The sequence below is a fragment of the Pseudomonas sp. p21 genome (assembly GCF_001642705.1).
GTDB lineage: Bacteria > Pseudomonadota > Gammaproteobacteria > Pseudomonadales > Pseudomonadaceae > Aquipseudomonas.
Genome location: NZ_LWBV01000001.1, coordinates 997,735 through 1,018,935 on the forward strand (window position 1 = coordinate 997,735; position 21,201 = coordinate 1,018,935).

General features: G+C 63.8%; 20 protein-coding genes and 1 pseudogene. 12 read left to right on the forward strand and 9 right to left on the reverse strand.

Features of this window, described 5'->3' with window-relative positions; translation table 11 throughout:
- Positions 1-123: 123 nt before the first annotated feature.
- Together earP and efp are read left to right on the forward strand one after the other, a co-directional pair.
- The gene (gene earP / locus A4C63_RS04630) at positions 124-1,251 is read left to right on the forward strand and encodes an elongation factor P maturation arginine rhamnosyltransferase EarP (RefSeq protein ID WP_063911687.1); all 1,128 of its coding nucleotides are present in this window, start codon (positions 124-126) and stop codon (positions 1,249-1,251) included.
- Positions 1,252-1,299: 48 nt separating this feature from the next.
- Positions 1,300-1,869, forward strand: coding sequence for an elongation factor P (gene efp / locus A4C63_RS04635; protein ID WP_013971530.1), 570 nt, complete (start codon positions 1,300-1,302; stop codon positions 1,867-1,869).
- A 231-nt stretch (positions 1,870-2,100) separates the two neighbouring features.
- Here efp and A4C63_RS04640 read toward each other — a convergent pair whose 3' ends face one another.
- The 3 genes from A4C63_RS04640 to A4C63_RS04650 form a co-directional block, all read right to left on the reverse strand.
- On the reverse strand, positions 2,101-2,529 hold the full coding sequence (locus tag A4C63_RS04640) for an organic hydroperoxide resistance protein (protein ID WP_063911688.1): 429 nt from the start codon (positions 2,527-2,529) through the stop codon (positions 2,101-2,103).
- A 141-nt stretch (positions 2,530-2,670) separates the two neighbouring features.
- Positions 2,671-3,129 carry a MarR family winged helix-turn-helix transcriptional regulator gene (locus A4C63_RS04645; protein ID WP_063911689.1) on the reverse strand — a complete coding sequence of 153 codons (459 nt, stop codon included), beginning with the start codon at positions 3,127-3,129 and terminating at the stop codon, positions 2,671-2,673.
- Positions 3,130-3,187: 58 nt separating this feature from the next.
- Entirely contained in the window at positions 3,188-4,141 is a 954-nt protein-coding gene (locus tag A4C63_RS04650) for a LysR family transcriptional regulator (protein ID WP_063911690.1), read from the reverse strand.
- Between the two features lie 113 nt (positions 4,142-4,254).
- Between A4C63_RS04650 and A4C63_RS04655 the strand changes: the two genes are divergently transcribed.
- On the forward strand, positions 4,255-5,004 hold the full coding sequence (locus tag A4C63_RS04655; RefSeq protein ID WP_015269373.1) for a sulfite exporter TauE/SafE family protein: 750 nt from the start codon (positions 4,255-4,257) through the stop codon (positions 5,002-5,004).
- Between the two features lie 42 nt (positions 5,005-5,046).
- Here A4C63_RS04655 and A4C63_RS04660 read toward each other — a convergent pair whose 3' ends face one another.
- Positions 5,047-5,898, reverse strand: coding sequence for a LysR substrate-binding domain-containing protein (locus tag A4C63_RS04660; RefSeq protein WP_061552405.1), 852 nt, complete (start codon positions 5,896-5,898; stop codon positions 5,047-5,049).
- A gap of 96 nt (positions 5,899-5,994) precedes the next feature.
- On the opposite strand from A4C63_RS04660, the gene A4C63_RS04665 reads away from it, so the two are divergent.
- Together A4C63_RS04665 and A4C63_RS04670 are read left to right on the forward strand one after the other, a co-directional pair.
- Positions 5,995-6,213: a DUF1127 domain-containing protein gene (locus A4C63_RS04665; protein WP_063911691.1), complete on the forward strand. Its 219-nt coding sequence runs from the start codon at positions 5,995-5,997 to the stop codon at positions 6,211-6,213.
- Between the two features lie 145 nt (positions 6,214-6,358).
- Positions 6,359-7,579 carry a winged helix-turn-helix domain-containing protein gene (locus tag A4C63_RS04670; RefSeq protein ID WP_063911692.1) on the forward strand — a complete coding sequence of 407 codons (1,221 nt, stop codon included), beginning with the start codon at positions 6,359-6,361 and terminating at the stop codon, positions 7,577-7,579.
- Here the strand turns inward: A4C63_RS04670 and A4C63_RS04675 are convergent.
- Entirely contained in the window at positions 7,560-8,906 is a 1,347-nt protein-coding gene (locus A4C63_RS04675) for a class II 3-deoxy-7-phosphoheptulonate synthase (protein ID WP_003247094.1), read from the reverse strand. The two genes, A4C63_RS04670 and A4C63_RS04675, sit on opposite strands and share 20 nt — an antisense overlap.
- A gap of 116 nt (positions 8,907-9,022) precedes the next feature.
- Here A4C63_RS04675 and A4C63_RS04680 point away from each other — a divergent pair, with 116 nt between their 5' ends.
- Positions 9,023-9,778, forward strand: coding sequence for a spermidine synthase (locus A4C63_RS04680; protein WP_063911693.1), 756 nt, complete (start codon positions 9,023-9,025; stop codon positions 9,776-9,778).
- Positions 9,779-10,167: 389 nt separating this feature from the next.
- Positions 10,168-11,881: pseudogene (locus A4C63_RS04685) on the forward strand (DEAD/DEAH box helicase).
- Between the two features lie 151 nt (positions 11,882-12,032).
- Here the strand turns inward: A4C63_RS04685 and A4C63_RS04690 are convergent.
- Positions 12,033-12,800, reverse strand: coding sequence for a class III extradiol ring-cleavage dioxygenase (locus A4C63_RS04690; protein WP_063911695.1), 768 nt, complete (start codon positions 12,798-12,800; stop codon positions 12,033-12,035).
- A 101-nt stretch (positions 12,801-12,901) separates the two neighbouring features.
- Between A4C63_RS04690 and A4C63_RS04695 the strand changes: the two genes are divergently transcribed.
- A complete protein-coding gene (locus A4C63_RS04695) occupies positions 12,902-13,552 on the forward strand; it encodes a thiopurine S-methyltransferase (RefSeq protein WP_063911696.1) in 651 nt (216 codons plus the stop codon).
- Positions 13,553-13,720: 168 nt separating this feature from the next.
- Here the strand turns inward: A4C63_RS04695 and htpX are convergent, their stop codons facing one another.
- Complete coding sequence (gene htpX / locus A4C63_RS04700; protein ID WP_003259721.1) at positions 13,721-14,608, reverse strand: protease HtpX; 888 nt, start codon at positions 14,606-14,608, stop codon at positions 13,721-13,723.
- 275 nt (positions 14,609-14,883) lie between these two features.
- Positions 14,884-16,095 (reverse strand): pyridoxal phosphate-dependent aminotransferase, encoded by a 1,212-nt coding sequence (locus A4C63_RS04705; protein ID WP_013971543.1) that lies wholly within the window; start codon positions 16,093-16,095, stop codon positions 14,884-14,886.
- Positions 16,096-16,262: 167 nt separating this feature from the next.
- On the opposite strand from A4C63_RS04705, the gene msrB reads away from it, so the two are divergent.
- Together msrB and A4C63_RS04715 are read left to right on the forward strand one after the other, a co-directional pair.
- Entirely contained in the window at positions 16,263-16,658 is a 396-nt protein-coding gene (msrB, locus tag A4C63_RS04710; RefSeq protein ID WP_015269381.1) for a peptide-methionine (R)-S-oxide reductase MsrB, read from the forward strand.
- A 13-nt stretch (positions 16,659-16,671) separates the two neighbouring features.
- Positions 16,672-17,160, forward strand: coding sequence for a glutathione peroxidase (locus A4C63_RS04715; protein ID WP_063911697.1), 489 nt, complete (start codon positions 16,672-16,674; stop codon positions 17,158-17,160).
- Here A4C63_RS04715 and A4C63_RS04720 read toward each other — a convergent pair.
- Positions 17,150-19,507, reverse strand: coding sequence for a response regulator (locus tag A4C63_RS04720; RefSeq protein ID WP_063911698.1), 2,358 nt, complete (start codon positions 19,505-19,507; stop codon positions 17,150-17,152). The two genes, A4C63_RS04715 and A4C63_RS04720, sit on opposite strands and share 11 nt — an antisense overlap.
- 205 nt (positions 19,508-19,712) lie before the next feature.
- Between A4C63_RS04720 and A4C63_RS04725 the strand changes: the two genes are divergently transcribed.
- Positions 19,713-20,600, forward strand: coding sequence for an ATP-binding protein (locus tag A4C63_RS04725; protein WP_063911699.1), 888 nt, complete (start codon positions 19,713-19,715; stop codon positions 20,598-20,600).
- Positions 20,601-21,083 (forward strand): GAF domain-containing protein, encoded by a 483-nt coding sequence (locus A4C63_RS04730; RefSeq protein ID WP_063911700.1) that lies wholly within the window; start codon positions 20,601-20,603, stop codon positions 21,081-21,083. It begins immediately after the preceding gene.
- Positions 21,084-21,201: the final 118 nt, after the last annotated feature.

Sequence of the window (21,201 nt, forward strand, 5' to 3'; positions counted from 1 at the left end):
TCCTGGCAGGGTGGTCGGGGTGCATTGTCGCATGCGCCTGGGCATTTTTCCGCGCAGGTGCTTTTGTCAGCGACAATTTATGCGCAGAATGCGCGGTTTTTCCGCTGGGCGAGGGCAGGGCACATGAAAGCCACCTGGGACATCTTCTGCAGCGTCGTCGACAACTACGGCGATATAGGCGTGACCTGGCGCCTGGCCCGGCAGCTGGTGGCCGAGCACGGGCTGGCAGTGCGCCTGTGGGTGGATGACCTCAATGCGTTCACGCCCATGTGCCCAGGGGCCGATGCCACCGCCCAGCAGCAGTGGCAGCACGGTGTGGACGTGCGCCAGTGGCCGGTGACCTGGTTGCCGGTGGCGCCGGCTGATGTGGTAATTGGTGCCTTCGCCTGCCAGTTGCCAGCACCTTATGTAGAGGCAATGCGTGCTCGCGCCACGCCGCCGCTGTGGCTGAACCTCGAATACCTTAGTGCCGAGGACTGGGTGGAGGGTTGCCATGGCTTGCCTTCGCCGCAGCCCAATGGCTTGCGCAAGGTGTTTTTCTTTCCCGGCTTTACCGAAAAAACCGGTGGCCTGCTGCGCGAGGGCTCGCTGCTGGGACGGCGTGATGCGTTCCAGCAGGGCGCACGGCAGGCCTTCTTGCAGGGGCTTGGCGTAACCCCTGAAGCGGGGGCGTTGCTGATGTCCCTGTTCGCCTACGAAAACCCGCAAATGGGCAACTGGCTTGATGCCATGGCCTCAGGCGAGCAACCTTGTCACCTGCTGGTGCCGCAAGGGCGCGTTGTCGCGGGGCTCAGCCAGTGGCTTGGTGAGGCGCCGCTGCAAGTGGGCAGTGTGCGCAAGCGAGGGGCGCTGACCGTGCAGGTACTACCTTTCGTCAGCCAGGACGACTACGACCGGTTACTGTGGAGCTGTGATTTCAACGCCGTGCGCGGCGAAGACTCGTTCGTGCGCGCGCAGTGGGCCGGGCAGCCGATGCTGTGGCACATCTACGTGCAGGACGAGAATGCCCATTGGGAAAAGCTCGAAGCGTTTCTCGCGCATTATCGACACGGGTTGTCAGACGATGCCGATGCCGCCCTGCTTGGCCTGTGGCGTGCCTGGAACATGGACAGCGACATGGGCCAGGCCTGGCAGGCGGCCCGCCAGCACTGGCCAGAACTGCGGCAGCATGCCCGGCGTTGGGCAGCGCGGCAGGCCGCTCAGCCGGACCTTGCCACAGCGCTAGTACACTTTTACCGAAATTCGCTATGATACGCGGCCTCGATTTTTATAAATCCATCCAGATTCGGATACTTCGTAATGAAAACTGGTAAAGAACTGAAACCCGGTACCGTCCTGCGGATCGACAACGACCCATGGCTGGTTCAAAAAGCTGAGTTCACCAAGTCGGGCCGTAACAGCGCGATCATGAAGACCAAGCTGAAGAACCTGTTGACCGGCTACAAGACCGAAACCGTCTACGGTGCAGACGACAAGCTGGACGACGTGATCCTGGATCGCAAAGAAGCGACCCTGTCGTTCATCAACGGTGACGAATACACCTTCATGGACACCACCGACTACACCATGTACGAACTGAACGCCGAGGACATCGAAGCCGTTCTGCCGTACATCGAAGAAGGCATGGAAGACGTCTGCGAAGCCGTGTTCTTCGAAGGCCGCCTGGTATCGGTTGAACTGCCGACCACCATCAGCCGCCAGGTTGTCTACACCGAGAACGCTGCACGCGGCGACACCTCGGGCAAGGTCATGAAGCCTGCCAAGCTGAAGAACGGTACCGAGATCTCGGTTGCCGACTTCATCCAGATCGACGAGTGGATCGATATCGACACTCGCGACAACAGCTTCAAAGGCCGTTCCAAGAAGTAATACTTCTTGTGAAACGCAAAAAACCCGGCCTTGGCCGGGTTTTTTAATGCCTGCAGATCTTCAAGCCGCGGCAAGGCTGCTCTCATTGAGCTGCACATAACTCACTGAATTAGCAGGGGCCCTGTGGGAGCGGGCATGCCCGCGAACACCGGCGCAGCCGGTGCCAGCCACCGTGTTGAATTCTTCGCGGGCGCGCCCGCTCCCACAGAGGCCGCGTCGTGTTCACCTTAGTCAGACAGTTACATGCAGGCGCACATCCACATTACCGCGGGTGGCGTTGGAGTACGGGCACACCTTGTGTGCCTTTTCCACCAGCCCTTCGGCATCGGCCTGGGCCAGGCCCGGCAGGTTGATGTGCAGGTCGATGTCCAGGCCGAAACCACCCGGAATCTGGCCGATGCCCACCTTCGCGGTGATCGAGGCATCCGCTGGCAGGGCTTTTTTCTCTTGCCCGGCCACGAACTTCAAGGCGCCGATGAAGCATGCCGAGTAACCGGCGGCGAACATCTGCTCGGGGTTGGTGCCGTCACCGCCTGCGCCGCCCAGTTCCTTGGGGGTGCTCAGGTTGACAACCAGTTTGCCGTCACTGGAGCGGGATTTGCCATCGCGCCCACCGGTGGAGGTTGCTTCTGCGATGTACAGCGGAGTGACCTTTTGCATCTTGAGCCTCGCTAATGTGCTGTGCGCTCCCCGTCTGGAGGAGGGCGCGGGTTGGTGTGGGATTTAAATTAGCGCGCAATTAGTTAGCGCGCAAGATAAATCTTCACCGCTCATCCGAACGGCCATTGCACAGCATAGCTGTCAGAGGTTTTTCTGCAGGTTCTCGCGCAGTGCCAGCAGGTCGGCCTGCAGCTGTTGCAGCTGTTCCAGGCTGCGCCCGCTGGCCTTGAGGATGCACTGCGGCACTTCCCTGGCCTGCTGCTGCAAGGCGCGGCCCTTGTCGGTCAGTTGCACCAGCACTACCCGTTCGTCCTCGCGGCTGCGGTTGCGCTGCAGCAGGCCCTCGCTTTCCAGGCGCTTGAGCAGCGGCGTCAACGAGCCGGGGTCGGTCAGCAGGTGCTGGCTGATCTCGCCTACGGTCAGGCCGTCGCGCTCCCACAGCACGAGCATGGCCAGGTACTGCGGGTAGGTCAGGCCCAGGGCCTGCAGCAGCGGTTTGTAGACCTTGGTCATCAGCAACGAGGTGGAATGCAGGGCGAAACAGACCTGGTTGTCCAGCAGCAGCTCGTCACAGGAGGAGGCTTGGGTGTCGGCGTTCATGCAGGTCCTTGAAGGTAATCAATGGGAAAGTCTGGCGCGCTGATCATTAGTGCGCGCATTACTCGTGCAGTTCACTGCGCAAGGCCAGGTCCCAGGGCGGAATCGGGCTGAAGCGGCTCTTGAGGAATTCGAGCAGCAAACGGCTGCGAGAGTTCGTTTCATGTTCCAGGCGTAGCGCGTAGATACCGCTGGTTTCCGCTTCGGGCAAGCCCCCGTCGCAAAACAACGGTATCAGTTCGCCGCGCAGCAGGTATTCGCTGATCAGCCAGGTGGGCAGGTGGGCGATGCCTAAGCCGGCGAGGGCGCCGAACAGCAGGGTTTCGGCGTTGTTGGCGGCCATGCGCATGCGTGAGGGGCGGTACAGGCGGGTTTGCCCGGCCACGTTGAAGCGCCAGGCGAATGGCGGCGCCAGGCCGTCCCAGTCCAGGCCATCGTGCCCGGGCAGTTCGCTGGGGCAGGTGGGTACGCCGCGGCTGGCCAGGTAGGCCGGGCTGGCGCAGGCGACGCGCACCATGTAGGCCAGTGGCGTGGCGACCAGCCGGGTGTCGGCCAGGGGGCCGGCACGCAACACCAGGTCGACCTCGCCCAGGTGGCTGCCCTGCAGGTCGACGAAGCTGTCGATCAGGCGCAGTTGCACATCCAGGCCCGGGTAGGCCACCAGGAAATCGGCGATGGCCGGAGCCAGGTGGCGGCGGCCGAATGCGGCAGGGGCGTCGATGCGGATCAGGCCTTCTGGGGCATTGCTCAGCGACACCGCTTCGGCGCGGGCCAGGCGCAGTTCCTCGATGATGCGCCTGGCCCGTTCGGCAAAGGCATTGCCCGCGGGGGTGGCGCGCACGGCATGGGTGCTGCGGGTGAACAGGCGGCTGCCCACGGCGTTTTCCAGGTTGTCGATGCGCCGGGCCACGGCGGACGGGGTCAGCGGGTGGCGGCGGGCGGCGGCAGAAAAGCTGCCGGTTTCCAGCACGTCGAGGAACAGGCTTAGCTGGTCGGTCAGGGTATCGGGGCTCATGGCTGCCTTGCTTTTGCGAAAAACGCATAGCCATTGTGCGCTGCTATGCGTTTCCCCGCCAGCCCGCAATCGTTAGCATGCTCGCATTATGTGTACAGGCGGATGAGGCTCTGATGATCGAGTGGTTGTTGTATATCGTGCTGGGCGCAGCCCTGGGGACCATGGGTGGCTTGTTCGGCATTGGCGGCGGGCTGATCGCCATCCCGGCGTTGGGCGTGCTGTTTGGCCTGGACCAGCAGTTGGCGCAGGGCACGGCGCTGGTGATGGTAGTGCCCAATGTGCTGCTGGCGCTGTGGCGTTATCACCAGCGTAACCGCATCGAGCTGCGCCATGCCGTGCCGCTGTCGCTGTGCAGCTTTGTGTTCGCCTGGCTGGGGTCGATCTGGGCGGTGGGGCTGGATGCGCATTCCATGCGCCTGGGCTTTGTCGGCTTCCTGGTGGCCCTGGCGGTGTGGAACGTGGCGCGGATGTTCATGAAGGTGACGCCGCCCAGCGCCGAGTTGCGCTATGCCTGGCCGTGGCTGGGTGTGCTGGGCAGCTTTGCCGGGACCATGGGCGGCTTGTTCGGGGTGGGTGGGGCTGTGGTGGCCACGCCGATCCTGACCAGTGTGTTCGGTACCACCCAGGTGGTGGCGCAGGGGCTGTCGCTGGCGCTGGCGGCGCCGAGTACCTTGGTGACCCTGGTGACCTATGGGGTGCACCATAGTGTTGACTGGGGGGTGGGAATTCCGTTGGCGGTGGGGGGCTTGCTCAGCATCAGCTGGGGGGTGAAGTTGGCCCATGCGTTGCCGGAGAAGGTGTTGCGGGCGATGTTCTGTGTGTTTTTGGTGGGGTGTGCGGTGATGCTCGGGTTTGAGCTTTGAGATTTGGGGGCGCCTTGCGGCCCATCGTCGGCAAGCTCCAAGTTACTTGAACCCTTCGACAATGTAGTCGGCCATGCAATCGGTGATCGGCGAAGGGTTCTGGGTACTGCGCACCAGCATCACATTGGCCACCGGCAACTGCGGCAACCCTTCGCTCTCGCCCAGAATGCGGATATTCCCGCCAATCAGGCTCTGCAGCTGCGCAGTCACCGCCAACCCTGCGGTGACGATGGCAAAGATCGCCGCCAGGCTCGGGCTGGTATAGGCGATGCGGTAGTCGATGCCCTGGGCTTCCAAGGCATTGCAGGTCCAGGCCCGGCAGAAGCAGTCGGTGTTGAACAGGGCTACCGGCATGGGGCGTTGCTCCTGCGGGCAGAAGCCTTCGGCGGCGGCCCACACCAGGCGTTCCTGGCGCAGCAGCTGGCCAATCTCGTTGCCCGGCTCACGGGTGACGATGGTCAGGTCCAGGTCCTGGCGCAGCATCAGTTGCTTGGACGAGTCGCAATGCACCTCAACCTGCACCAGCGGGTAAGCCTGGGCAAAGCTCGACAGGATGGTCGGCAGAAAGCGCATGGCGTAGTCGTCCGGCGTGCCGATGCGTACTACCCCGACCATGTGCGGCATGCGCAGGGTGTTGAACACTTCCCCATGCAGCTTGAGGATGCGCCGGGCATAGCCCAGCAGCACCTGGCCTTCGGCAGTCAGCCGCACCTGGCGGCCGTCGCGCTCGAACAGCTGGCGCTGCAGGATGTCTTCTTCCAGGCGTTTCATCTGCATGCTCACCGCCGACTGGGTGCGGTTGACCACCTCGCCGGCGCGGGTGAAGCCGCCTTGTTCGGCGATTGCAACGAAGGTGCGCAGCACGTCCGCGTCGAGGCTCTGGTACTGGGACATTGCATCAATCTCCGAGATGCATGGCATCAGAAACATTCGTTGGATTGATCTTATGCCTGGCAGGAGACTGGAGCCATCAACACGGAGGGCTTCACGATGAAAGGTCATGTCAGCAGCATCCAGCAACCTGCCTTTTCCCTGAACCACCTGTGGCACGCAGTCCTGCAGCGTCCTGTTCGCTGGCTGCAGCTGTACCGCCAGCGTCAGGAACTGGCCAGCCTCAGTGACGCAACCTTGCACGACCTGGGGTTGAGCCGGGCGGATATCCAGCAAGAGGCCGAGCGGCATTTCTGGGATGACCCGCTGCGCAAATAGGCTAAGTTTGTCGGTGGAATCACTGGCCTCTTCGCGGGTGAACCCGCTCCCACAGGAATGCCACATTGCTCGAGACCAGTGGTATCCCTGTGGGAGCGGGTTCACCCGCGAAAGGGCCAGTGCAGACACTACAAGGAGTTCAGGCTTGCCCCTCAAGCTATCCATCAACCAGGCCCGCCGCCTGGCCCTTTCTGCCCAAGGTTTCGGCAAGCAGCCGGAAATGGCCCCGACCCTGCCAGCACTCAAGCGCATGCTGCAACGCCTGGGCGTGTTGCAGATCGATTCGGTCAACGCCCTGGTCCGCTCCCACTACCTGCCGCTGTTCTCCCGCCTGGGCAACTACTCGCCTGCCACCCTCGACCAGCTCGCCTGGGGGCGTGGCCGCCAGCGCCTGATGTTCGAATACTGGGGCCACGAAGCCTCGTTGCTGCCGCTGAGCCTGTACCCACTGCTGCGCTGGCGCATGGCCCATGCCGCCGATGGCCGTGGCATCTATCGCCAGCTCGCGCAGTTTGGCCGCGAACGCCAGGACGTGATTGCCCGGGTACTGGCCGCCGTCCGCGAACAGGGCGCCCTTGGCGCGGGCAGCCTGTCCACTCGTGAAGAACGGGCCGGCCCCTGGTGGGACTGGAGCGAGGAAAAGCACGCGCTGGAGTGGCTGTTTGCCGCAGGTGAGGTGACGGTCGCTGGCCGGCGTGGCTTCGAGCGACTCTACGATGTACCGGAAAGGGTCCTGCCGAGGACCATCCTCGATCAGCCATTGCCCAGCGAGGCGGAGGCGCATCAGGGCTTGATGCTGCACGCCGCCACCGCCCTGGGCGTAGCCACCGAGCGCGACCTGCGCGACTACTTCCGCCTGGACCCGGGGCAGGGCAGGTCGGCACTGGCGAAACTGGTGGCTGATGGCCGCCTGCAAGCGGTCGAGGTGCAAGGCTGGAAGCAGCTCGCCTACTGCGCCGGCGCACCGCGTATCCCTCGGCGCATCGAGGCCAGCGCGCTGTTGTCGCCGTTCGATTCATTGGTCTGGGAACGCAACCGTACCGAGCGCTTGTTCGACTTCCGCTACCGCCTGGAAATCTACACCCCGGCGCACAAACGGGTGTACGGCTACTACGTGCTGCCGTTCCTGTACCGCGAACGCATCGGCGCGCGTGTGGACCTGCGCGCCGAGCGCGCACAGGGGCAACTGGCAGTACATGCCGTGCATGTGGAGGCCGCAGGCCTGGACGAGGAGGGTTACCAGGCCCTGGCCGGCAACCTGCTGCGCCTGGCCAGTTGGCTGGGCCTGGAGAAGGTGCAACTGAACTGCCCGCGCCCGGAGGGCAGCCAGTTGCGCCAGGCGTTGCTCAGCGCCGCACCTGCTTGAGGGTTTCGGCAATCAGGAACGCCAGCTCCAGCGACTGGTCGGCGTTCATGCGTGGGTCACAGTGGGTGTGATACCGGTCGGACAGCGCATCCTCGGTGATCGGCCGGGCGCCGCCGATGCATTCGGTGACGTTCTGTCCGGTCATCTCGATGTGGATGCCGCCGGCATGGCTGCCCTCGGCCTGGTGCACCTGGAAGAACTGCTTCACCTCATCCAGGATCTGCGCAAAGTCGCGGGTCTTGTAGCCGCTGCTGGCCTTGATGGTATTGCCGTGCATCGGGTCGGAGCTCCACAGCACCTTGCGCCCTTCGCGTTCGACAGTGCGGATCAGCCCCGGCAGGTGGTCGCCGACCTTGCCGGCACCCATGCGCACGATCAGGTTCAGGCGCCCGGGGTCGTTGGCCGGGTTCAGTGTGTCGATCAGGCGGATGAGCTCTTCAGGGTTCATGCTCGGGCCAACCTTGACCCCGATCGGGTTGTGCACGCCGCGCAGGAACTCCACATGGGCACCGTCCAGCTGGCGGGTGCGGTCGCCGATCCACAGCATGTGCGCCGAGCAGTCGTAGTAGTCGCCGGTCAGGCTGTCCTGGCGCACGAAGGCTTCTTCATAATTCAGCAGCAGCGCTTCGTGGGCGGTGAAGAAGCTGGTTTCGCGCAGTTGCGGCGCGCTGTCCAGGCCGCAGGCGCGCATGAATGCCAGGGTTTCGTCGATGCGGTTGGCCAACTGGTGGTACTTGTCGGCCAGCGCCGAGTTGGCGATGAAGTCCAGGTTCCACTTGTGCACCTGGTGCAGGTCGGCAAACCCGCCCTGGGCGAAGGCGCGCAGCAGGTTGAGGCTGGCAGTGGCCTGGTGGTAGGCCTGCAGCAGGCGTTCCGGGTCGGGGATGCGGCTTTTCGCATCGAAGCCGATACCGTTGACGATGTCGCCACGGTAGGCAGGCAGGGTGATGTCGCCGATGGTTTCATCGCCCGATGAGCGCGGCTTGGCGAACTGCCCGGCCATGCGCCCGACCTTGACCACCGGGCAGCCGGCGGCGAAGGTCATGACGATGGCCATCTGCAGCAGCACCTTGAAGGTGTCGCGGATTTTCGCCGCCGAGAACTCGGCGAAGCTCTCGGCGCAGTCGCCACCTTGCAGCAGGAAGGCGCGGCCTTCGGTGACCTCGGCAAACTGCCGGCGCAGCTCACGCGCCTCGCCCGCGAACACCAGCGGCGGGTAGCTGGCCAGGGTCTGTTCGACCTTCAGCAGGTGCGCGGCATCAGGGTAGGTCGGTTGCTGCTGGATCGGCAGGGCGCGCCAGCTGTCGGGGCTCCACGGTTGGTTCATCTCGGGCTCGGTCTTGTCAGTTGTAGGCTATGGGCCATGGTAACAGTTGGCGCTGCGCTTGTTGCATCGAGGGTGTTGACGGACAATGCGCGTTTTTGCGCGGGTGGGTGGTGAGCATGGCGGCGGAACGGGAAGAGCGGCTACTGGCACGGGTGGAGGATGCCTTTGGCGTCATCAGCGTGTATGAAGTCGACGACTACCGCTTTCTGGAATTCGGCGATGCGATCGAGCAGAGTTGCGTGTTCACGGCCGACCCCAGTTGGCTGGAGTACGACTATACCCGCGCCATGCTGGTGGGGGCGCTGTGCCACGAGCAGCCGGAGAGCGCGCTGTTTCTCGGCCTGGGTGCCGGCACGCTGACCCAGGCCTGCATGAAATTCCTGCCGCTGGACGACATCGAGGCCATCGAACTGCGCCCGGATGTGCCGCGCCTGGCCATGGAATACCTGGGCCTGGACGACGACCCACGGCTGTATGTACGCATCGGCGACGCCCTGGAGCTGTTGCCCACGGCGGAGAAGGCCGACCTGCTGTTCGTCGACCTGTACACCGACCATGGACCGGGGGTGGGCCACCTGGCCTGGAACTTCCTGGAGAACTGCCAGCAGAAGTTGAACCCGGGTGGTTGGCTGGTGATCAACCAGTGGGCCACCGACGACGGCAAGCCGCTGGGCGCGGCGTTGTTGCGCGGGTTGTATCACCGGCATTACTGGGAGCTGCCGGTGAAGGAGGGCAATGTGATCCTGCTGGTGCCGGCGGACCTGGAGCAGACGCTGGACCTGGATGGGTTGCGGGCCCGGGCCGAGGCGCTGGCACCGCGCCTGAGGTATAGCCTTGAGGGGCTGATCCGCGAGATTCGGCCGGCTACCTGAGTTGGCTTCTTCGCGGGCACGCCCGCTCCCACAGGGATATCACAGTACCCAAGGGCGGTGAGTATCCCGTGGGAGCGGGCATGCCCGCGAATCAGGCGACGCGGTATCGCAGGCGGGAATCGTTTCAGCTGCGCATGGCTGATGGCCCGATACTGGCCCTGCACCCTGAAAATATTCCTCACGTCTGCGCACTATTTCGGGTATAGTACGCGCCGGTCTTTTAGCGGACCGCAAAATCAGGTGGTGCAAACCCTCCGAGTCCAGCTTCGGCTGCACGTCCGCTAGGCGGACTTTCCCACGTTTTCTTTTTCAATCGTTTTCGCAAATCCCCGCCGCCAAAGCTGCCTGGGTGACCTGTCGGTCTTTCATGGCTTGTGCAGCTTTGGAGCATGGGTCTTTGCGGATGCACCTAGAGGCAGACCCATGACCCAGGAAACCGGCGGCTTCGCCGCTCTCGATCTCAATCCGAACATTGTTGCTGCCGTTCTGGCGACCGGCTACGAAGAGCCGTCCGCCATTCAGCAACAATCGATCCCGATCATCCTCGCCGGTCACGACATGATCGGCCAGGCGCAGACTGGCACCGGTAAGACCGCTGCCTTCGCCCTGCCGATCCTCAACAAGATCGATGTGAGCAAGCGCGAACCGCAAGCCCTGATCCTGGCGCCAACCCGTGAGTTGGCGCTGCAAGTTGCTACCGCTTTCGAAACCTACGCCAAGCAGATGCCGGGCGTGAACGTGGTCGCCGTCTACGGTGGTGCCCCGATGGGCCCACAGCTGCGTGCGATCCGCAACGGCGCGCAAATCGTCGTGGCCACCCCGGGCCGCCTGTGCGACCACCTGCGTCGTGACGAAAAAGTCCTGTCGACCGTGCAGTACCTGGTACTGGACGAAGCCGACGAGATGCTCAAGCTGGGCTTCATGGACGACCTCGAAGTGATCTTCGATGCCATCCCGGCCAGCCGCCAGACCGTGCTGTTCTCCGCCACCCTGCCGTCGTCGATCCGCTCGATCGCCGAACGCCACCTGCGCGAGCCCAAGCACGTCAAGATCCAGAGCAAGACCCAGACCGTCACTGCGATCGAGCAGGCCCACCTGATGGTCCACGCCGACCAGAAGATCCCGGCTGTGCTGCGTCTGCTGGAAGTGGAAGAGTTCGACGCGCTGATCGCCTTCGTGCGTACCAAGCAAGCCACCCTGGACCTGGCCGCCGCGCTGGAAGCCAAGGGCTACAAGGCTGCCGCGCTGAACGGCGACATCGCCCAGAACCAGCGTGAGCGCGTGATCGACTCGCTCAAGGATGGCCGCCTGGACATCGTTGTCGCTACCGACGTCGCTGCCCGTGGCCTGGACGTACCGCGCATCACTCACGTGTTCAACGTCGACATGCCGTACGACCCGGAGTCCTACGTACACCGTATCGGCCGTACCGGCCGTGCCGGTCGCGATGGCCGTGCACTGCTGCTGGTCACCCCGCGTGAGCGCCGCATGTTGCAGGTGATCGAGCGCGTAACCGGGCAGAAAGTTGCCGAAGCTCGCCTGCCGAATGCCCAGGCCGTGCTGGATGCCCGCATCAAGAAGCTGACCTCTAGCCTGGCACCGCTGGTCGCCGAAGCAGAAGCCACCCACGGCGAGCTGTTCGATCGCCTGACCAACGACCTGGGTTGCAGCGCGCGTGCCCTGGCTGCCGCCCTGCTGCGCAAGGCCACCAATGGCCAGGCGCTGGACCTGGCCGCGGTAGAGCGTGAGCAGCCGCTGGTGCCGAGCTTCACCCCGCGTGGTGAGCGTACCGAGCGTGGTGAGCGTGGCGAGCGCCCGGAGCGTGGTGACCGCGAGCGTCGTGCGCCGATGCCGCTGGCCGAAGGCCGCGTGCGTTGCCGTACTGCCCTGGGTGCCCGTGACGGCATCGCTGCCAAGAACCTGCTGGGTGCGATCCTCAACGAGGGTGGCCTGGCCCGTGACGCCATCGGCCGCATCCAGGTACGCGACAGCTTCAGCCTGGTCGAGTTGCCGGAAGACGGCCTGGAGAAGCTGCTGTCCAAGCTCAAGGACACCCGCGTGGCTGGCAAACAGCTGAAGCTGCGTCGCTACCGCGAGGATTGATCCTGGCGCAATGAAAAAATCCCCGGCCTCGGCTGGGGATTTTTTTTGCCTGTGCCGGCCTCTTCGCGGGCTTGCCCGCTCCCACAGGTCCTCCACAGGTTTGAGGGCTGTGATGTACCTGTGGGAGCGGGCAAGCCCGCGAAGAGGTCCGTCAGCCGAACCGGTAAATGTCCATTCCTAACGCCCCCAAGGTGAACCCTTGGTGCACCACCCCAAACCTGCCCCCAGCCCCCAGGGCAAAGAACAGCGGTAGGAAATGCTCATCACTAGGGTGGTTACGCACGGCAAACGGCGCCTGCTGCCGATAACCCAGCAACGCTTGCTGATCATCCGCCCGCAGCCGCTCCACCACCCAATCCCGAAACGCCAGCGCCCAAGGCTCGATCACATCCGGCCCGGCATGCCAGTCCAGTTCACCCAGGTTATGGGTAATGCTGCCCGAGCCAATCAGTAACACGCCCTGGTCGCGCAAACCTGTCAGCGCCTGGCCCACCTTGACCTGCAGCGCCGGCCCCATGTGGCGGGGCAGTGAAACCTGCACCACCGGAATACTCGCATCCGGGTACATCAGCGACAGCGGCACCCAGGCGCCGTGGTCGAACGGCCGCTGCGGGTCCAGCCGGGCTGGCAGCCCCGCAGCCTGCAACAGTTCACTGACTTGGCCGGCAAGGGTGGGATCACCCGGCGCCGGGTACTGCACCGCATACAAAGCAGGTGGGAAGCCATGGAAGTCATGCCAGGTCTCTGGCTGTGCGCTACCAGTGACCAGCAGCTCGTGGCTTTCCCAGTGCGCCGACACCACCACGATCGCTTTCGGTCGGGGCAGGGCGTTGGCCAGCCCGGCCAGTGCCGGCCCGCTGGCGCCGGGTTGCAGGGCAAGCATGGGGGAACCATGGGAAATGAACAGGCTGGGCAGCATGGCGGGGTCCTGACGGTTAAGATGCAATCATCTTCGATCAACTACAGATCGAAATCCAAACCAACTTTTACTGACAAACCATCTAAAAATCGGGAGTGATCATGGAGCCAGCGTTCTGGCAGCAGCGGTGGGCCGACAACCAGATCGGCTTTCACCAGGCGCAGGTGAACCCCTATCTGCAGAAGTATTGGCCAACGCTTGGCCTGGCGCCGGGCAGCCGCGTGCTGGTGCCGCTGTGTGGCAAGAGCCTGGACCTGGCCTGGTTGGCTGGGCAGGGGTACCGCGTATTGGGTGTAGAGCTGTCGAGGCGGGCGGTGGAGGATTTCTTCCGCGAGCATGGGCTTGAAGCTGAAGTGCAACAGCGCGGGGCTTTCGAGGTTTGGCGCAGTGGTGACGTGGAGCTTTGGTGTGGCGATTTCTTTGCGTTGCAGGCAGGGGATGTTGGTGACTGCGCGGGGTTTTATGACCGGGCGGCGGTGATTGCCTTGCCGCCGCAGATGCGTGAGGCGTACATGCAGCTGTTGTCGGGCTTGTTGCCGGCGAGCTGCCGGGGGTTGGTGGTGACCCTGGATTACGACCAGTCCTTGCTGGGCGGGCCGCCGTTTTCGGTAGGGGATGAAGAACTGCGGCAGGGGTTTGCCGGGTGGCAGGTGGATGCGCTGGAGGTTGTGGAGGTGATTGAGGAGAGCCCGAAGTTTTTGCAGGCCGGGGTATCGAGCTTGTTGGAGCGGGTTTACCGGGTCAGCCGCTGACAGGTGTGTAGCCTGTCCGGCCCTTTCGCGGGTGAACCCGCTCCCACAGGTACTGCACAATCCTCAAGGTGTGTGGTGAACCTGTGGGAGCGGGTTTACCCGCGAAGAGGCCGGCACAGGTGTACAAAAAAGGGCGACCGAAGTCGCCCTTTGTTTTTACCGGTCGGATCAACCGCGACGGCGCAGGGCCTCGATACGGTCTTCCAGCGGCGGGTGGCTCATCAGCAGCCCGGCCAGGCCGTGCTTCAGGCCGCCATTGATGCCGAACGCCTTCATGGTGTCAGGCATGTGCACCGGCAGGCCTTGCTCCACGCGCAGGCGCTGCAGGGCGCCGATCATCGCCGCGGTACCGGCCAGCTGTGCACCGGCTTCGTCGGCACGATATTCGCGGCGACGCGAGAACCACATCACGATCATGCTGGCCAGAATGCCCAGGATCAACTCGGCAACGATGGTCGCCACGTAGTAGGCAATGCCCTGGCCTTCTTCGTTCTTGAAGATCACCTTGTCGACGAAGTTGCCGATGATGCGCGCGAAGAACATCACGAAAGTGTTCACCACGCCCTGCACCAGCGCCAGGGTGACCATGTCGCCGTTGGCTACGTGGCCGATCTCGTGGGCCAGCACTGCGCGCACTTCATCGGGCGAGAAGCGCTCCAGCAGGCCTTGGGAAACGGCCACCAGCGCGTCGTTACGGTTCCAGCCGGTGGCGAAGGCGTTGGCCTCGTACGCCGGGAAGATACCCACCTCGGGCATCTTGATGCCCGCTTCACGGGACAGTTCTTCGACCGTTTGCAACAGCCACTGCTCGTGGCGGGTGCGCGGCTGGCTGATGATCTGGGTGCCGGTGGTCATCTTCGCCATCCACTTGGAGATGAACAGCGAGACGAGGGAGCCGGCAAAGCCGAACACGGCGCAGAACACCAGCAGGCTGCTGAGGTTCAGGTCGACCCCGTTGGCGGCCATGAACCCGTTGAAACCGAACAGGCTCAGGGTAATGCTTGCAACCAGCACCACCGCGAGGTTGGTGGCTACAAACAACAGAATGCGCATCATGGTTGTTACGTTCTCCTGACGGATGAATTGTTGCTTACTGCGGGGTATATAAGGGGCCGGCCGTGCCGATTCAATCGGGCGACTATTTCAAACTGTGTACGGCGGAGTATGGCAGAGGATGGCGCGGGGGCTGTGGGATAGAGCGTTGCAGGATGTAAGAAACATCCTGTGGGATTTTTGGGGGCGCTTTGCAGCTCATTCGCAGCACAAGGCTGCTCCTACAGGGGCATGGGTTCTCCTGTAGGAGCAGCCTTGCGCTGCGAAGAGGCCATTACTTACTGCGAATAACCCTTCAGGAAATTGCCGATCCGGCCAATTGCCGCCTCCAGGTCATCCACCCGCGGCAAGGTCACCACGCGGAAGTGGTCCGGCCACGGCCAGTTGAATGCCGTACCCTGAACGATCAGCAGCTTTTCCGACAGCAGCAGGTCGAGCACGAACTTCTCGTCGTTGTGAATCGGGCAAACCTTCGGGTCGATCTTCGGGAACGCATACAGCGCACCCATTGGCTTCACGCAGCTTACGCCCGGGATGTCGTTCAGCAGCTCGTAGGTGCGGTTGCGCTGCTCCAGCAGGCGGCCCGGTGGCAGCACCAGGTCGTTGATGCTCTGGTAGCCGCCCAGCGCGGTCTGGATGGCATGCTGCGCCGGCACGTTGGCGCACAGGCGCATGTTGGCCAGCATGTCGATGCCTTCGATGTAGCTTTGCGCGTGGTGTTTGGGCCCGGAGATGATCAGCCAGCCGGAACGGAAGCCCGCCACCCGGTACGACTTGGACAGGCCGTTGAAGGTCAGGCACAGCAGGTCGGGGGCCAGCGAGGCGGTGCTGATGTGTACGGCTTCGTCGTACAGGATCTTGTCGTAGATCTCGTCGGAGAACACCACCAGGTTGTGCTGGCGGGCCAACTCCAGCATGCCCAGCAGCAGCTCTTTGGAGTACACCGCGCCGGTTGGGTTGTTCGGGTTGATGATCACCAGGGCCTTGGTGTTCGGGGTGATCTTGGCCTTGATGTCCTCAAGGTCGGGGAACCAGTCGGCCTGCTCGTCGCACAGGTAATGCACCGGTTTGCCGCCAGCCAGGCTCACGGCGGCGGTCCACAGCGGGTAGTCGGGGGCCGGGATCAGCACTTCGTCGCCGTTGTTGAGCAGCGCCTGCATCGACATGACGATCAGCTCGGACACACCGTTACCCAGGTAGATGTCCTCGATGCCGACGCCTTCGATCTGCTTCTGCTGGCAGTACTGCATCACCGCCTTGCGCGCGCTGAACAGGCCCTTGGAGTCGCTGTAGCCCTGGGCGGTGGGCAGGTTGCGGATCACATCCTGAAGGATTTCGTCAGGCGCCTCGAAGCCAAACGGCGCCGGGTTGCCGATGTTCAGCTTGAGGATGCGGTGGCCTTCCTCTTCCAGGCGCTTGGCGTGCTTGAGCACTGGGCCGCGAATGTCGTAGCAGACATTGGCGAGCTTGTTCGATTTGCTGAACTGCATGATGGGATCCCGATATGAGAAAACGCGCAACCCACGCCGAAAGGTTTGAAAGGGCAGGAAGCGGGTGCCAGACTGAACGCCTGGCACACGAAGCCACCTAATATACGTGCCACCCGCGCCCCGGAAAAGACGGTGCGCAGTGAAATTCAGCCTGCCGAGGTCCCTACATGCAAAAGATCGAGAAAACCCTGGAACAATGGCGGTCGATGCTCGACCCCGAGCAGTACCAGGTATGCCGCCTCAAGGGCACCGAGCGGCCATTCAGCGGCAAGTACAACAGCGAGCGCCGCGACGGCATCTATCACTGCATCTGCTGCGGCCTGCCACTGTTCGATGCGCAGACCAAGTTCGACTCCGGCTGCGGCTGGCCGAGCTTCTACGCCCCCATCGAGGAAAGCGCGATGATCGAAATCCGTGACACCTCACACGGCATGATCCGCACCGAAGTCACCTGTGCCCGCTGCGATGCGCACCTGGGCCACGTGTTCCCCGACGGCCCGCCACCGACCGGCCTGCGCTACTGCATCAACTCGGTGTGCATCGACCTGCGCCCGCGCGACTGACCGGAGCCCGACCATGGCTGGATCGATACTGGACATCCCCTGCGTGACCCTGGGCGGCGAGCACAAGAAGCTCGGCGACTTCCCCGGCAAGGCGCTGCTGGTGGTCAATACCGCCAGCCAGTGCGGCTTTACCCCGCAGTACAAGGGCCTGGAGCAACTGTGGCAGGCCTACCGCGCGCGCGGCCTGGTGGTGCTGGGCTTTCCCTGCAACCAGTTCGGCAAGCAGGAGCCGGGCGATGCACGGGAAATTGCCCAGTTCTGCGAGCGCAATTTTGGCGTGAGCTTCCCGCTGTTCCGCAAGATCGAGGTAAATGGCCCCGGCAGCCACCCGCTGTTCGTCGAACTCAAGCAGCGCGCCCCGGGCATACTGGGCAGCCAGAAGATCAAGTGGAACTTCACCAAGTTCCTGGTCGACCCGGCCACCGGCCAGGTAACGCGCTACGCCCCCACCACCAAGCCGCAGGCCCTGGAAGCGGACATCGAGCGTCTGCTCAGCCGCTGACGGGCACCCAGTGGTCCACCAGCGCCAGCAGCTCTTCGCGGCGGAACGGCTTGGCCAGGTAGTCGTTCATGCCCGCTGCCCGGCAGCGCTCGCGCTCCTCGGGCATGGCGTTGGCGGTGAGGGCGACGATCGGCAGGTCGGGCCAGCGGCCGCTCTGGCGGATCCGCCGGCTGGCCTCGTAGCCGTCCATCACCGGCATGTTGCAGTCCATCAGCACCAGGTCGAATTCGTCCTGTTCCAGTAGCTCCAGGGCTTCGGCGCCCTGGGTGGCCAGTTGCACCTGGCAGCCGAGCTTGGCCAGCATGCCTTTGGCAACCAGTTGGTTCACCGGGTTGTCCTCCACCAGCAGGATGCGCGCACGGCCCTGCTCCAGGGTAATGGCCGGGGTGGCCAGCGGGTGCTCGGGCTCATGGCCTTGCAAAGTGCGTCGCAGGGTCTGATACAGGGCGTTGCGCGCCAGTGGCCGGGCCAGCTGATGCAACGGCGCCAGGGCCAGCGACTGCTCGTTGGGCAGGAAGTTGCCGTAGGCGGTCACCAGCAGGATCGGTGTTTTCAGTGCCGGGCGCAGTTCGAACAGCTGGTCCAGGCGGTCGGTGATCAGCAGGTCGATGGCAGCGGCGTCCAGCCCCGCGCTGCTGTCTTGCTGCTGGTAGGTCAGGCCCCAGGCGGGCAGCTGGTCCTGCAACAGCTCGTCGAGCCCGCTGCTGGCTGCGCACAATGCAGCCACGCGCCCGTGTAACGGTGCCGGCGGGATCGCTTCGGTGTGCACCGCCAGTGGCAGCTCGGCGCTGAAGCGGCTGCCAAAGCCCGGCTCGGAGTTGATATGCAGGCGGCCCTGCATGGCTTTGCACAGGTTGTGCGTCAGCGCCAGGCCCAGGCCGGTGCCGCCGTACTGGCGGGTGATGCCGGCGCCGGCCTGAGTGAACGGCTGGAAGATCCGTGCCTGGGCTTCTTCGGGGATGCCGATGCCGGTATCGCGCACCTCCAGGCGCACACCGCCAACTATGGTCGTCAGGCGCACATCCACGCGGCCGAAACGGGTGAACTTGAGGGCGTTGGACAGCAGGTTGCTGACGATCTGCCGCACCCGTGTGGGGTCGCCGAGCACGCTGCTGGGGAAGTCGCGGGCGATCAGGCAGGTCAGTTCCACGCTTTGCGCGGTGTTCTGCGACAGCAGGTTGGCGGTGTCCTCGACCATCGAGCCCATGTCGAACGGAATACGCTCCAGCTCCAGCTGGCCGGCATCGAATTTGGACAGGTCGAGAATATCGTTGAGCAACTCCACCAGCACCTTGCCCGAGTCATGGGCAATCGCCAGCTGCTGGCGTTGCTCGCTGGGCAGCGGGCTGTCCAGGGCAAGGGCGATCATGCCGAGCATGCCGTTGAGTGGGGTGCGGATTTCGTGGCTCATGTTGGCGAGGAAGGCGGCGCGCGCCTGGGCCATGTCCAGCGCCCGGCGGCGGGCTTCTTCCAGCTCCTGGTTGGACAGGCTCAGGCTGCTGTTGCTGGCCTTTAGTTCGTTGGTGCGTGCCGAGACGATGTCTTCCAGCTCGTTGAGGTACTGGGTCAGGCGGTTTTCCGCGGTGCGCCGTTGCTCGATCTCGGTGGCCATGCTGACGAACTGCTGGTTGGCGACCTTCACCAGTACGCCGATCTCGTCGTGTTCGTGGCCGTGCGGGCAGGCCAGGCGGGTTTGCCGGGGCTTGCGCGGGTCGCTGCCGCTGAGCGCACCGATCACTGTCACCAGCGGCTTGGTCAGCATCATGTAGAACAGCGCCAGGAGGATGCCGGTCAGCACCAGGCTACGGGCAAAGCCGTTGAGCAGGGTGATGCCGGCCCGGTCGAGAAAGCGGCTGCCGAAGGCATAGGTGTCCACCTCCAGGTACAGGGTGCCAAGGTATTCCTCGGGCATGTGGGTCAGGTACAGGCGGTCCTTGAACTGGCGCTGCTCGCCGAACAGGAAGTCGCTGAGTGGACGGTAGCTCTCCTGCAGGCGCGGCCGTTCGACGTCGGCCAATACCGTTTCGTTGTTGTCGATCAGCCGCGCACGGATGACCGCTGGCGATTCCAGCAGGCCGCGAGTCAGCTCCAGGGCCAGCTCCGAGTCGATGTTGTAGGCGATGCGCGAGGCCGGGTTGTGGCTGATTTGCAGCAAGGCGCGCACTTCGCGGTTGATGGATGCGTCTTCGCTGGCATAATCGATGCCGATCTGGATGAGACTGAGCAATGTTCCCAGGATGAAGCCGACCAGGACTGTCAACCGGGCTTGCTTGTATGACAGGCGATTGGTGAACTTGATATCCATGTGTCCCGAGCCGGTTTCACGTCCCTTGCGCTGCGCAAGCATAGCCGAATAGCCCCGGCTGCTGGTGGGTCTGTCTGTTCATTTCAGTTGATCGCCAAGCGGGGGCCGCTTTGCGCCCCTTCGCGGGCGCGTCCGCTCCCACAGGTATATCACTGCCCTTGAGATTTGTGGTGTGCCTGTGGGAGCGGGCAAGCCCGCGAAGGGGCGCGAAGCGGCCCCAAAAAAACTGAAATTCGTAGGAGTCGTCATGGACGCTCGCTTGATTGCTTTCCTGGACCGCGCCGAATCGGTACTGGCGCGCCTCGAACCCCTGTTGCCGGCAACACGTCCGAACATCGACTGGGCCACCACCCTGGCCGCGCGCTGGCAGCGCGATGGCCGCAGCGGCTACCTGCTGCCGCTGGAAGTGAGCCTGGACATCCGCCTCAGCGACCTGATCGGCGTCGACCAGCAGCGTGACCAGTTGGGCCGCAACACCCACCAGTTCATCAACGGCATGCCGGCCAACCATGCACTGCTGTGGGGCTCGCGCGGTACCGGCAAGTCGTCGCTGGTACGTGCCCTGTTGGCCGAGCACGGGGGCGCCGGCCTGCGCCTGATCGAAATCGAACGCGACCACCTGGCCGACCTGCCACGTGTAGTCGAGCAGCTGCAGAAGCTGCCGCAGCGCTTCATCCTGTTCTGCGACGATCTGTCGTTCGAAGCCGGGGAGGGCGACTACCGGGTGCTCAAGAGCGTGCTCGACGGCTCGCTGGAGCAGGCCCCGGACAATGTGCTGCTGTACGCCACCTCCAACCGCCGCCACCTGGTGCCGGAGAAGGAGAGCGACAACGAGAACTGGAAGCGGGTGGACGGCGAGCTGCACCCCAGCGAAGCGGTGGAAGACAAGATTGCCCTGTCCGATCGTTTTGGCCTGTGGCTGTCGTTCTACCCCTTTACCCAGGAGCACTTCCTGAATGTGGTCGAGCACTGGATCGGCCAGCTTGCGCAATCTGCCGGGTTGGCCTGGCAGCGCAGTGAAGCACTCGACATCCTCGCCGTGCGCTGGGCCACCGGCCGCGGTAACCGTAATGGCCGTTGTGCCTATCAGTTCGCCCGCTACTGGGTCGGGCTGCAATTGCTGGAGCAAAAGTAAATGATCGACCTCAATGCCAGTGGCGCCGGCCTCGACGGCTACAACCTGCTGGCGGCGCAAGTGCAGGCGCTGTTTGCCGACGAGCGTGACTTCATCGCCAATGCCGCGCAGTTTTCGGCGTTCCTCTATAACCAGGTGGACGACCTGAACTGGGCGGGGTTCTACCTCAACCGCAACGAAGAGCTGGTGCTGGGGCCGTTCCAGGGCCAGGTGGCGTGCGTGCGCATCCCGTTCAGCAAGGGGGTGTGCGGGGCGGCAGCGGCCACCCGGCAGACCCAGCGGGTGGAGGACGTGCACGCGTTTGCGGGGCACATTGCCTGTGATAGCGCGTCCAACAGCGAGTTGGTGATCCCGTTGGTGAAGGAGGGCAGGCTGATTGGCGTGCTGGACCTGGACAGCCCGAAGCTTGGGCGCTTCAGCGAGGCGGATCAGGTGGGGCTGGAGCGGTTGGCGGCGATTTTCCTGGCGCTGACCGACTGCTGATGGTTATTGCCGGTACTGGCCTCTTCGCGGGCTTGCCCGCGCCCACAGGATAATCGCAAGCCTTAAAGGCAGTGATGTACCTGTGGGAGCGGGCAAGCCCGCGAAGAGGCCGGCACAG

Excerpts from the sequence above, each read along its gene's own strand:
- earP (WP_063911687.1), top strand. The coding sequence starts at position 124 with ATGAAAGCCACCTGGGACATCTTCTGCAGCGTCGTCGACAACTACGGC.
- efp (WP_013971530.1), top strand. The coding sequence starts at position 1,300 with ATGAAAACTGGTAAAGAACTGAAACCCGGTACCGTCCTGCGGATCGAC.
- A4C63_RS04640 (WP_063911688.1), bottom strand. The coding sequence starts at position 2,529 with ATGCAAAAGGTCACTCCGCTGTACATCGCAGAAGCAACCTCCACCGGT.
- A4C63_RS04645 (WP_063911689.1), bottom strand. The coding sequence starts at position 3,129 with ATGAACGCCGACACCCAAGCCTCCTCCTGTGACGAGCTGCTGCTGGAC.
- A4C63_RS04650 (WP_063911690.1), bottom strand. The coding sequence starts at position 4,141 with ATGAGCCCCGATACCCTGACCGACCAGCTAAGCCTGTTCCTCGACGTG.
- A4C63_RS04655 (WP_015269373.1), top strand. The coding sequence starts at position 4,255 with ATGATCGAGTGGTTGTTGTATATCGTGCTGGGCGCAGCCCTGGGGACC.
- A4C63_RS04660 (WP_061552405.1), bottom strand. The coding sequence starts at position 5,898 with ATGTCCCAGTACCAGAGCCTCGACGCGGACGTGCTGCGCACCTTCGTT.
- A4C63_RS04665 (WP_063911691.1), top strand. The coding sequence starts at position 5,995 with ATGAAAGGTCATGTCAGCAGCATCCAGCAACCTGCCTTTTCCCTGAAC.
- A4C63_RS04675 (WP_003247094.1), bottom strand. The coding sequence starts at position 8,906 with ATGAACCAACCGTGGAGCCCCGACAGCTGGCGCGCCCTGCCGATCCAG.
- A4C63_RS04680 (WP_063911693.1), top strand. The coding sequence starts at position 9,023 with ATGGCGGCGGAACGGGAAGAGCGGCTACTGGCACGGGTGGAGGATGCC.
- A4C63_RS04690 (WP_063911695.1), bottom strand. The coding sequence starts at position 12,800 with ATGCTGCCCAGCCTGTTCATTTCCCATGGTTCCCCCATGCTTGCCCTG.
- A4C63_RS04695 (WP_063911696.1), top strand. The coding sequence starts at position 12,902 with ATGGAGCCAGCGTTCTGGCAGCAGCGGTGGGCCGACAACCAGATCGGC.
- htpX (WP_003259721.1), bottom strand. The coding sequence starts at position 14,608 with ATGATGCGCATTCTGTTGTTTGTAGCCACCAACCTCGCGGTGGTGCTG.
- A4C63_RS04705 (WP_013971543.1), bottom strand. The coding sequence starts at position 16,095 with ATGCAGTTCAGCAAATCGAACAAGCTCGCCAATGTCTGCTACGACATT.
- msrB (WP_015269381.1), top strand. The coding sequence starts at position 16,263 with ATGCAAAAGATCGAGAAAACCCTGGAACAATGGCGGTCGATGCTCGAC.
- A4C63_RS04715 (WP_063911697.1), top strand. The coding sequence starts at position 16,672 with ATGGCTGGATCGATACTGGACATCCCCTGCGTGACCCTGGGCGGCGAG.
- A4C63_RS04720 (WP_063911698.1), bottom strand. The coding sequence starts at position 19,507 with ATGCTTGCGCAGCGCAAGGGACGTGAAACCGGCTCGGGACACATGGAT.
- A4C63_RS04725 (WP_063911699.1), top strand. The coding sequence starts at position 19,713 with ATGGACGCTCGCTTGATTGCTTTCCTGGACCGCGCCGAATCGGTACTG.
- A4C63_RS04730 (WP_063911700.1), top strand. The coding sequence starts at position 20,601 with ATGATCGACCTCAATGCCAGTGGCGCCGGCCTCGACGGCTACAACCTG.